Genomic DNA, 10,008 nt, shown 5'->3' on the forward strand with positions numbered 1-10,008 from the left:
GGTCCGGATGGACCCGCCCCTCCTCCGTTCAGGTGATCGCGTCAGTTCCCCGGGACGTAGACGATGCCGCGCAGGGCCTCGCCGGAGCGCGCCGTGCGCAGGGTCCGGAAGGTGTCGCCGGCCGCGCTGGTCGCGTGCAGGCGGTCGGTGACGCGCACCAGGCGGTTGGGGTCGGCGCCCTCGTCGGTCGCGCCGGAGACCGTGGAGGTGACGGCCCAGACGGTCACCGTGCCGTCGGGACCGACCTTGCCGGTGATGGTGCGCAGGCCGTCGGTGGCCGGGGCCCACGGCAGGCCGGTGGCGGCGTTGTCGCCGGTCGGGTAGCCGGCGGCGGTGTACGGCGAGCCGAGGTCCAGCCCGTGCTGGATCGTGTAGGCCAGGGTCCACGCGCCGTCGCGGAGCACCCACTTCTGCAGGCCGGCGCCGGCCTGGGCGGCGGCGTCGGTGTAGCGGCCGGTGGCCGGGTCGTAGGTGTTGCTTCCGTTGCCCTCGTCCGCGACGTACATCGTGGTGCTGTCGGCGAACCACATGCCGAACGGGAAGGAGGTCGTCGACTTCAGCGCGGTGGGGAAGCCCTTGAGGACGCACATGTTCTGCGGCAGGCCGGTGGACTGCAGCGTCGCGGGGTCGTACGCGAGCGCCCGGGTCGGCAGCGGCGCGCCGGGCACCGGGAGTCCGACGCCGGTCGGGCAGGCGTGGCCGGTGGTGTCGATGAAGTAGACGGTGTTGACGCCGTTGCCGCCGCTGCCCTTGGTCAGGTAGACGACGTTGTCGTGGACGGTCAGGCCGCGGAAGTTGGTGTCCTTGCCGACCTTGTCGGCCTTGTCGCCCAGCTCGGTGACGCTGAAGCCGCCGACCGGGGTCGGGGGGCCCACCTGCTGCCTGCTCTCCGGCAGCCTGGACGGCGTGGCCGTCTGCGCCCCGGCGCCGGCGATCACGCCGACCGGCTGCGGGTTGCCGCCGTTGCCGGCGTTGCCCGCCATGAAGAACCGGCCGTCGGCGTCGTCGAGGAACGCGGCGCGGCCGTTGTTGCCGCTGTAGGCGTTGGTCTCGGTGAAGCCGAGGGAGCCGTTGGAGCGCAGCTCCGCGACCGCGCGGTAGTACGAGGTGCCGACCGGGTTGGTCGGGTCGACGACGCCGGGCGTGTTGGAGTTCGACACGTCGGGGGAGTTCACCGGTGCGACATAGCCCATGAACGTCAGCGCGCCGCCGTTGCTGGAGAGGCTGAGGCCGAGCTCGGACTTGGACGGGAAGCTGGTGACCAGGTGGTCGCCGTTGAGGCCGGTCGGCACGTTCAGGGTGCCGGTGGTGCGGCCGGACTGGGTGAGGGCGTCGAGGAGGATCGGCGAGGAGACGCCGAAGCTCGCGTCGACCGACTCGTTGTTGAAGACCTCGGGGTAGCCGCCGTCGGCGACCGCGGTGACGCAGGCGGTGGTGCAGCCGGCCGGCAGCCGGGTGACGCCGGGGACGACCGAGTCCTTGCCGGCGGTGTAGACCGTGCGGGAGAGCACGAGATGGCCGGGGAGCAGGACGCCGTGGTGGCCGGGGGATCCGCCGTGCCATGCGGGCGCGGCCGTCGCGGTCGTGCCGGGGGCCAGCAGAAGGCCGGACAGGACACCGCCGGCGGCGATGGCCAGAGTGAGGCGGGAGGGCATCGGAACGCTCCTGGAGAGGGGGCTGAAGGGTGCGGGAACGGAGGTCTTGGTTGCGCGTTTCATCTCGACTCCTGGCATGGATACCCCGGCCTTCGGCCGGGGAGGAAACGAATCCTCAGCGCGGAGCCGCGCAGCGGCGGAGTCCACTCGGATGTTCTGACGGTCAACCAGCCCCCAAGTGTCACAAGGAAGGCGGTAGGATGTGAGGTATGGCGCAGCAGGTGAAGCGGGCGTTCAAGTACCGCTTCCATCCCACGGATGAGCAGGCAGCGGAGCTGTCGCGCACGTTCGGCTGCGTGCGCAAGGTCTGGTCAACGCAGGTTAAGCAGTGGATCTAACAGTTGACACAAACGCGCCCTAACGACTGAGTGAACAGCGGCTGCCGCCGACGGCTCCGCCATCCTGCGGCGGCAGTGGGAACGAGGACATGGCCGACCCTGACCAGCCGTCAACCGGGCTGGTCAGGGCGCGTGTTGTTGCTGATGGGCCCTCGGAGTCCTCGACTACAGCAATGTGGACGCTGTGCAATGACGAATGATGTCCGTCCCAGGTCGGCTGGTGCAAGTGCGGCGGGGCGGCGGAACGGTGTGAGCCGGAGTCAGGCCGCGGCCGGATCGCCGATCCGGTCACGGGCTCCGCGCACGGTGACGGCGGCCAGCCCGCAACCGAACAGCAGCCCGGCGCACAGGGCGCCGCCCAGGTCGTGCGGGGGCCGGGCCGGCCACAGCCACGGGGTGGCCAGTACCGGCGGGTGCCACTGCGTGTAGAGCGCGTACACCGCCGCCACCAGGTAGCCGGTCGGCCCGGTCCAGGACAGGCCGCCGCCGAGGACGGCGGCGCACAGCAGTCCGATGCCGGTGATCCCGGCGACGTTGCGCAGCACGTCCAGGGTGCCGCCGGACAGGTGTCCGCCGGTGCCGGCGGCGGTCAGCAGGCCGACCGCCGCCGCGGTCAGCGCCACCGTGACGGCTGCTCGCAGGTACGGCAGCAGCCGGCCGGCCACCCGCTCCGGCTCGCCGAACGGGCTGGCCGCGGTGGCGGTGACGCTCACCGCGGCGGCGGCCTCGAAGATCAGCGGCAACTGCAGGGCGCCGTAGGCGTCCCAGTGCCTGAGGAGCGCGATCCGCAGCCCGGTGGCGCAGACCGCCGTCGACAACAGGGCCAGGGGAACCCGGCGGCCCGCGGCGTACAGCCGCAGCAGGCGGGGGCCGGTCACGGGAGCTGCTCCGGGGTGATCCGACCGGCCCGCAGCGCCGCCAGGTTCCGCACCAGCCAGGCGTGCCGTGCCGCTTCCGGCAGCGCGGCGAAGCGTTCTGACGCCGCGTAGGCGGGGGTCCCGGGCGTCACCACCGGCCACGGGCCGGCGTCCGGGCCGCCGGTCGGGGGGCCGTTCCCGGCGGCGGACGCGTCCGCGGGATCGTGCAGGCCGGCTGCCGTCAGCAGCGCCCTGGCCACCGCGTTCTGTGCCTGCGACGCACCGGCCCGGTCCTCGACCACGCGGGCGACGAGGTCCGGGGCGTACGCCCCGACCAGTTGGCCCGCCAGCTGTGCCGGCGTCCGGGAAGGCCCTGGGAACTGGACGGGCAGGACGAAGGAGGCCGACCCGGCGGCACCGCCGATCCCTGGCCCGGCCGGGCGGATCTCGACCTCGTTGCCGGAGTCCTGCCGGAACGTCACGGCCTCCTGGAGCAGCCGGGTCGGCGCGCTCGGCAGGCCGGCCAGCTGGTCGAGCAGTGGCGCCAGGGCGTCGGCCGTGACGGAGAGGTAGCCGGAGTAGGCGGGGTTGAGGCAGACCGGGATCGCCGTGTGGCTGCACACCGGGGTGAACCGGATCGGCCGGTCCTCGGCGGCATTGTGCAGGGCCGGGATGTCGATCACGCCCTGGGCGTTCATGGTCCCGGTCGAGGCCAGTCCGACCGCGGCTCCGGCCGCCAGCAGGGCCGTGCAGACCAGGCCGGCCGCGGCCGCCCGCACCCGCCGGCCGGCGGACCCCGCGGGCAGTGCCAGGGCAGCGAGCAGTGCCAGGGTGATCCCGGCGAGGAACATCACCTGCGCGATGGACAGGTCGGGGGCGAACGGGTAGAAGGTCGCGACGCCGCCCGCCGGGCCCTGGTCCCACGGCCCGGTGACGATCGGTGCGATCTGCCAGGCGGAATGGCTGCCGTTGATCAGATCGGTGCTGAGCGCGAGGAGGAAGAACGCGGCGATGGCCGCCGACGGCGCGGTGAAGCGGCTGGGCAGGAGGGTCCCCACCGCGAAGCCGAGGGCCGAGAACGCGGGCACGCTCGCCCCGGCCACCGCGGCGGGCCACCACAGCGGGCCTCCCCAGCCCACCTGATGCGCCGTCACCCCGTACAGGACGGCGAGACAGCCCAGGTAGGCAGCCATGGCCCAGACCGTGGTGGCGGCCCAGACGGCGAGCAGCCGCACCCACCGCGGCCGGGCGGTGACCGTCACCTGGTCGGTGACCCGGTGCCGGGCCTCCCGGGACGCCATCCAGGCCGCGGCGCCGGTCACCGGGACGGCGAAGTCGAGCACGGAACCGGTCTGCAGCCCGGCCGCGCGCAGGTTCCACAGCGGCGGCCCGGCCATGTCCCTGCGGTACGTGGTGAGCCAGAACAGCCCGATGGCGACCGGCAGCAGCCAGGCCATCGCGTTGTGGCGCAGCTCCAGCCGCAGCATCCGCAGGCCTGCCAGGGCCGCCTGTCCCGCCCGTCCCGCCGTCGGCCGGGTCCGGCCCGCGGCCGGGGCGGCCGTCGCCGCGGTCATGACCGCGCCTGCGCGAGGACGGCGCTGTACCCGCGCTCGATCGGGGTGTCCCCGGCGTGCTGCCCGGCGCCGCGCGCGGCGAGTCCGTCCGGCGTGCCGTGGAAGACGATCCTGCCCCGGTCCATCAGGGCGACCTGCGCGCAGGCGGCCGCGACGTCCTCGACCAGGTGGGTGCTGACCACGACGGTCGCGCGCTGTCCCAGGTCGCGCAGCAGGGTGCGGAACGCCACCCGCTGCTCCGGGTCGAGGCCCGCGGTCGGCTCGTCGAGCAGCAGCAGCTCCGGCTCGTTGACGATCGCCTGGGCGATCCCGGCCCGGCGCAGCATGCCGCCGGACAGGGTGCGCATCCTGGACTTCCTGCGGTCGCCGAGTTCGACCCGTTCGATCGCGGTCGCGACGGCGGCGCGGATCCGGGCCGGCGGCACCTCCTTCAGCAGCGCGACGTACTCGACGTACTCCGCCACGGTGAACCCCGGGTAGTGGCCCGGGTTCTGCGGCAGGTAGCCGAGCCTGCGCCTGATCTCGCGGCGCGGCCCGTACCCGCCCGGATCACGGCCGAGCAGCCGCAGCCGCCCCGACGACGGCGGCACGGCGGTCGCCATCATCCGCAGCAGCGAGGTCTTTCCCGCTCCGTTCGGCCCCAGCAGTCCGAACACGCCGGGGCCCGCCTTCAGGTCCACCCCGGCCACCGCTTCGACCGAGCCGAAGCACCGGGTCAGTCCGTCGATCTCGATGTTCATCACGCTCCTCCCTGTTGATCCTGATCCCGTCCGACCGCAGCTGACCGCTCCGGATCGGCGGACGGGTCAAGGCTGCGCGCCGGCCCGGGCCCGGGTCGTCACACCAGGGAGCACGATCCGCGGTGCTACCAGGGGGGCAGTCCGGCCCTGACGCGCCGTGAGTAGTACCCGGGTATGACCGTCCAGGGGTGATGCCGGGGCGGTCCTCGGCCGCCTACGCTGGGACGGTGCTCCAGTACTCCGGGGGGCGACCCCCCGAACCCCCACGGAACCGGCAGGTGGCGAGCCCGCAGCGGGCGGCCGCTCGGCCGGTCGGCCTGACGCGGCTTCAGGTAACGGCAGGGACCGTCCGGGACGCCCTGGTCCAGGTGCTGACCGGCCCTGAGCCGGCCGGCCCCCGGCGCTCGCGGACGGAGGGCCGGGCGGAGTACGTCGTGACGGCTGCCGCGACGCTGCTGCTGTGCCTGGTCAACGCGACCCATGTGTACCGGACGGCGCCCCACGGCGCCCAGCGGCCGGGCGACGGGTGGCAGGTGCTGCTCGCCCTCGCCGTGGTGCTTCCGCTGCCTCTCGCGGCGAGGCATCCGATGGCGGCCTGGCGGGCCGGGTGGCTCGCGCTGGTGCTCGCGCCGCTGCTGCCGGCGGCCTGGTGGGGCGGCTGGCCGTGGGGTGTGCCGCAACTGCTCGCGCTGCTCTGGGCCTTCTGCCTGGCGGGGGTCCGGCAGCAGCGTCCCGTCCTGTGGTGGATGGGGGCGCTGACCCTCGTTCCGTGGGGGGTGTGGCTGGTCAGGGACCTCGCGAACCTGAACGGCCCGGTCGCTGCCACCGTCGTGTTCGCGGCAGTCGCGATCGCGGTGGACGGTGCGGGATCCCGGCTGCGCGCCCAGGAGGCTCTGGCCACGCAGACCGTCCGCACCGACGCCGAGCGGTCGCGGCGCGCCGTACTGGAGGAGCGCACCCGGATCGCCAGGGAGCTGCACGACGTGGTGGCCCATCACCTGTCGCTCATCGCGGTCCAGGCCGAGACCGCGCCCTACCGACTGGGGGAACTGCCGGAGGCGACCCGCGCCGAGTTCGGTTCGCTGAGCGAGGTGGCCCGTGAGGCGCTGACGGAGATGCGTCGGCTGCTCGGCGTGCTGCGTCAGGACCGGGCCTCGGCCGGCCTGTCGCCCCAGCCCCGGCTGAACGACCTGCCCGCGCTGGTCGACGCGGCCCGGCGGGCGGGTGTGCGGGTCGAGCTGTCGGTGCCCGAGGAGCTGGGCCGGGTGCCCGACGGGGTCGGGGTGTGCGCGTACCGGATCGTGCAGGAGTCGCTGTCCAACGCGGGCCGGCATGCGCCGGGGGCCGCGGTGTCGGTGTCCGTGTCGGTGTCGCCGCCGGTGGACTGCGATGATCGCAATGACCGTAGTGACCGCGAGGGCCGCGAGGCCCGCGCCGTCCGGCTGCGGGTGGCCAACGGTCCCGGGAGCGGCGCTGCCCCGGCGCGGCCCGAGAGCGGGATCGGCCATGGTCTGACCGGGATGCGCGAACGGGTCGGGCTCCTCGGCGGGTCGCTGTCGGCCGGGCCGACGCCTACCGGCGGGTTCGTGGTGTCCGTGGTGCTTCCGCTCGGTGGGACCGCGTGAGCGCCGCCGCTGCCGCGAGCACGCGCTGCCTGATCGCCGACGATCAGGCGATGGTGCGCGAGGGCTTCGCCGCGGTGCTGAACGCGCAGCCCGAACTCGAAGTCGTGGGCCTGGCCGCCGACGGCGCCGACGCGGTGGCGCAGGCGCGGCGACTGTCGCCCGACATCGTGCTCATGGACGTGCGGATGCCGGTCATGGACGGGCTCCGCGCCACCAGGGAGATCCTGCGCGGCACGGCAGGGCAGGCCTGGCCGCGCGTGCTGATCCTCACCACCTTCGACCTCGACGACTACGTCTACTCGGCGCTGCGCGCCGGGGCCAGCGGATTCCTGCTCAAGGATGCGACCGCCGCCGAACTGGTGAACGCGGTCCGGGTGGTGGCCGACGGTGAGGCGCTGCTCGCTCCGTCGGTGACCCGGCGCCTGATCGCCGACTTCGCCCGGCAGCCGCGCCAGGACCAGCCGCCCGCACCGGAACTCGCCGCGCTGACCCAGCGGGAGACCGAGGTGCTGCGTCTGATCGCCCGCGGCCTGTCCAACACCGAGATCAGCGAAGCGCTCGTGATCGCCCAGCAGACCACCAAGACCTACGTGGGCCGGATCCTGGCCAAGCTCGCCCTGCGCGACCGCGCCCAGGCCGTCGTGGTCGCCTACGAGAGCGGACTGGTGACACCCGGCGGGCGGACGGGGCCGTGAGGTTCTCAGACCACCACGCGGTACCGGTGCTCGGGGCGGCCCGCGGCGCCGTAGCGCAGTTCCAGGCGGGCGCGGCCGTCGCGGACCAGGTAGGACAGGTACCGCTGCGCCGTCGGGCGGGAGACGCCGGTCGCCTCGGCGACCTCAGCGGCGGACAGGTCGCGCGCGCGCACGGCCTCGTAGACCAGGGCCAGGGTGGGGGCGGAGAGCCCCTTGGCCGGCGGCTGCGGTGCCGTGCTGGGTCTGGCGATGCTGAACAGCGCGTCGACCTGGGCCTGGTCGGCCTCCGCGGCCGGCCCCAGTGAGTGCACCCGGTGGTGCAGTTCCCGGAAGGCGGTCAGCCGCTCGGTGAACTCGGCGAAGCCGAAGGGCTTGACCAGGTAGCCCACCGCGCCGAGTTTCATCGCCGCCCGGACGGTGGCGACGTCGCGTGCTCCGGTGATCACGACGGCGTCGGGCCGGGCGCCCCCGGTCTCCCCGCTGAGGCGGTGCAGCACGTCGAGGCCGCTTCCGTCGGGCAGGTAGATGTCCAGCAGCAGCAGGTCCGGCTGGAGTTCGCGAGCGGCCTGGACGGCCGTCTCGACCGTGGAGGCCTGGCCGACGACCTCGAATCCGTCGGTGCGGTCGACATAGCGGGCATGGATGGCGCCGACGCGGAAGTCGTCGTCCACCACCAGGACTCTGATCACCAGCGATCGCCTCCCAGCGGTGCGAGCTCGAACGGGTTCTCCTCGGCGGTCCACCGGGCGGGGGTCGGGTCGGCGTCGGACAGCGGAAGCGTGACGGTGAACACCGCGCCCGGGCAGCTGCTCACCGATACCGTTCCGCGGTGCTGCTGGACCAGTCGCTTGACCAGGGCCAGCCCGAGGCCGCGGCGTGCGGTTCCCCGGTCCGGCCGGGTCGACCAGCCGTCCTCGAAGATCGATTCGGCGTCCTCCGGCCGTACCCCCGAACCGGAGTCGGCGACCTGGACGGTGACGGCGGACGGCGTCTCGTGGAACGCCAGGCTCACCCGTGCCTCTCCCGGCCCGGCGTCCGCCGCCACCGCGGCGTCCACGGCGTTGTCCAGGAGGTTGCCGACGATGGTCAGCAGTCCGCGCAGATGCGGCGGCTGCTCGCCGAGCTGCGACCCCTCGGCGAGAGCGATCTTCACCCCCCGCTCGGCCGCGACCGTGGCCTTGGCGACGATCAGGCCGACCATCAGCGGGTTGCCGACCTGCTGCCGCACCGACTCGGTCAGGGCGGCCTCGGCTCCTGCCGTCTCCACCGCGTACTCGAACGCCGCCTCGTGCTCTCCCAGGTCCAGCAGCCCGGCCAGGATGTGCAGGTGGTTGCTGAACTCGTGCTGCTGGGCCCGCAGGGCGTCGGTGAGCCCGCGCACCGAGTCCAGCTCGTGCAGCAGCCCGACCATCTCGGTGCGGTCGCGCACGGTCAGCACCGCTCCCAGCTCGCGGCCGTGCAGCCCAACCGGCATCCGGTTGACGACCAGGCAGTACCGGTCGGTGAGCACGGTGATGTCGGTCCCGGTGAGGGTGCCGTCCAGGGCGTTGCGGAGCCGTCCCTCCGGCAGGACGTCCTCCGGTTTCAGCCCCAGCGCCTCGTCGATCTGCAGCAGCCGCCGGGCCTCGTCGTTGACCACGGTGATGCAGCCGTGCGGGTCCAGGGCGATCACGCCTTCCCTGATCCCGTGCAGCATCGCCTCCCGGTCCTGCAGCAGTCCGGCGATCTCCTCCAGTTCCAGGCCGAACGTGGACCGCTTGAGGCGCCGGGCCAGCCCGTAGGAGGCGGCGCAGCCGACCGCGAGGGCGATGCCGGCGTACAGCGCGAAGGTGGGCAGCTCCCGCCAGAGCTGGCCGGCGACGTTGCGCTCGGGGATGCCGACCGAGACCTCGCCGACGACGCCGCCGGCGGGGCTGAGCAGCGGTGCCTTCCCGTTGGCGGAACGCCCGGTGACGCCGGAGTCGATGCCCACGTGCCCGCGCCCGTCCAGCACGATGATCGGTTCGGTGACCCGCTGGCCGATGAGGTCGGGATTGGGGTGGGAGTGCCGGGTGCCGTTGAGGTCGATCACCACCACGTACGAGGCGTGGGTGGCCCGCGCGATCCGCTCGGCCGCGGTCTGCACCAGGGCTCCGTCGGCCGGGTGCGCCATGCCCTGGAGGATCTGCGGATCAGAGGCGGCCACCTCGGCGATGGACAGCGCGCGCTGTTCGTACTCGCGGTCCAGCTGGGCCCGCTGCGCCCAGGCGAAGAGGACGAAGCCGATCACACTGGTGACCGCCAGGATCGCCACCTGGCTGGCCAGGATCCGGGTGGACAGCCTGCGCCGCTGGCTCTGCCGTGCTCTCCTTGCGAACATCGTCTCTCACCGCTTGACTCCCGGGCCGGCCCGTTGCGCCGGTGCCCGTGGAGCGATTGTTACTGGTAAGACAGGATTTGCCTAGTCCCCCAGGGTGGTCAGGGGCAGGCCGGGCGCGGCTGCGCCGGTCCCCGGGCACCCCGGGAACCGGCGGCAGCCGCAGTG

The 10,008-nt window shown here is 73.6% G+C and carries 8 protein-coding genes and 1 pseudogene; 3 read left to right on the forward strand and 6 right to left on the reverse strand.

Annotated elements, in window-relative coordinates; all coding sequences use genetic code 11:
- Positions 1 to 41 precede the first annotated feature (41 nt).
- Positions 42 to 1,655 (reverse strand): hypothetical protein, encoded by a 1,614-nt coding sequence (locus TR46_RS18755; protein ID WP_201776417.1) that lies wholly within the window; start codon positions 1,653 to 1,655, stop codon positions 42 to 44.
- A gap of 209 nt (positions 1,656 to 1,864) precedes the next feature.
- On the opposite strand from TR46_RS18755, the pseudogene TR46_RS39585 reads away from it, so the two are divergent.
- Positions 1,865 to 1,984: pseudogene (locus tag TR46_RS39585) on the forward strand (helix-turn-helix domain-containing protein); the annotation flags it as partial.
- Between the two features lie 269 nt (positions 1,985 to 2,253).
- On the opposite strand, the gene TR46_RS18760 reads toward TR46_RS39585, so the two are convergent.
- The 3 genes from TR46_RS18760 to TR46_RS18770 are packed head-to-tail and all read right to left on the reverse strand — an operon-like array spanning position 2,254 to position 5,164.
- Positions 2,254 to 2,871, reverse strand: coding sequence for a hypothetical protein (locus tag TR46_RS18760; RefSeq protein ID WP_042402360.1), 618 nt, complete (start codon positions 2,869 to 2,871; stop codon positions 2,254 to 2,256).
- Entirely contained in the window at positions 2,868 to 4,424 is a 1,557-nt protein-coding gene (locus TR46_RS18765; RefSeq protein WP_042402363.1) for a hypothetical protein, read from the reverse strand. Before TR46_RS18765 ends, TR46_RS18760 begins: the two co-directional genes overlap by 4 nt.
- Positions 4,421 to 5,164 (reverse strand): ABC transporter ATP-binding protein, encoded by a 744-nt coding sequence (locus TR46_RS18770; RefSeq protein ID WP_042402367.1) that lies wholly within the window; start codon positions 5,162 to 5,164, stop codon positions 4,421 to 4,423. Before TR46_RS18770 ends, TR46_RS18765 begins: the two co-directional genes overlap by 4 nt.
- Before the next feature lie 278 nt (positions 5,165 to 5,442).
- Here TR46_RS18770 and TR46_RS18775 point away from each other — a divergent pair, with 278 nt between their 5' ends.
- Positions 5,443 to 6,789: a sensor histidine kinase gene (locus tag TR46_RS18775; RefSeq protein ID WP_052432920.1), complete on the forward strand. Its 1,347-nt coding sequence runs from the start codon at positions 5,443 to 5,445 to the stop codon at positions 6,787 to 6,789.
- Positions 6,786 to 7,484 (forward strand): response regulator transcription factor, encoded by a 699-nt coding sequence (locus tag TR46_RS18780; protein ID WP_169790655.1) that lies wholly within the window; start codon positions 6,786 to 6,788, stop codon positions 7,482 to 7,484. Before TR46_RS18775 ends, TR46_RS18780 begins: the two co-directional genes overlap by 4 nt.
- A gap of 5 nt (positions 7,485 to 7,489) precedes the next feature.
- On the opposite strand, the gene TR46_RS18785 is transcribed toward TR46_RS18780, so the two are convergent.
- Both TR46_RS18785 and TR46_RS18790 read right to left on the reverse strand, forming a co-directional pair.
- On the reverse strand, positions 7,490 to 8,173 hold the full coding sequence (locus TR46_RS18785; RefSeq protein WP_042402369.1) for a response regulator: 684 nt from the start codon (positions 8,171 to 8,173) through the stop codon (positions 7,490 to 7,492).
- Positions 8,170 to 9,843 (reverse strand): ATP-binding protein, encoded by a 1,674-nt coding sequence (locus tag TR46_RS18790; protein WP_042402373.1) that lies wholly within the window; start codon positions 9,841 to 9,843, stop codon positions 8,170 to 8,172. The genes TR46_RS18785 and TR46_RS18790 overlap by 4 nt, the downstream gene beginning before the upstream one ends.
- Positions 9,844 to 10,008: the final 165 nt, after the last annotated feature.

The organism is Streptacidiphilus carbonis, from assembly GCF_000787775.1.
GTDB classification, from domain to species: Bacteria; Actinomycetota; Actinomycetes; order Streptomycetales; family Streptomycetaceae; genus Streptacidiphilus; species Streptacidiphilus carbonis.

Bases quoted from the DNA above. Each gene is read 5' to 3' on its own strand.
- TR46_RS18765 (WP_042402363.1), bottom strand. From the start codon at position 4,424: ATGACCGCGGCGACGGCCGCCCCGGCCGCGGGCCGGACCCGGCCGACG.
- TR46_RS18770 (WP_042402367.1), bottom strand. From the start codon at position 5,164: ATGAACATCGAGATCGACGGACTGACCCGGTGCTTCGGCTCGGTCGAA.
- TR46_RS18755 (WP_201776417.1), bottom strand. From the start codon at position 1,655: ATGCCCTCCCGCCTCACTCTGGCCATCGCCGCCGGCGGTGTCCTGTCC.
- TR46_RS18790 (WP_042402373.1), bottom strand. From the start codon at position 9,843: ATGTTCGCAAGGAGAGCACGGCAGAGCCAGCGGCGCAGGCTGTCCACC.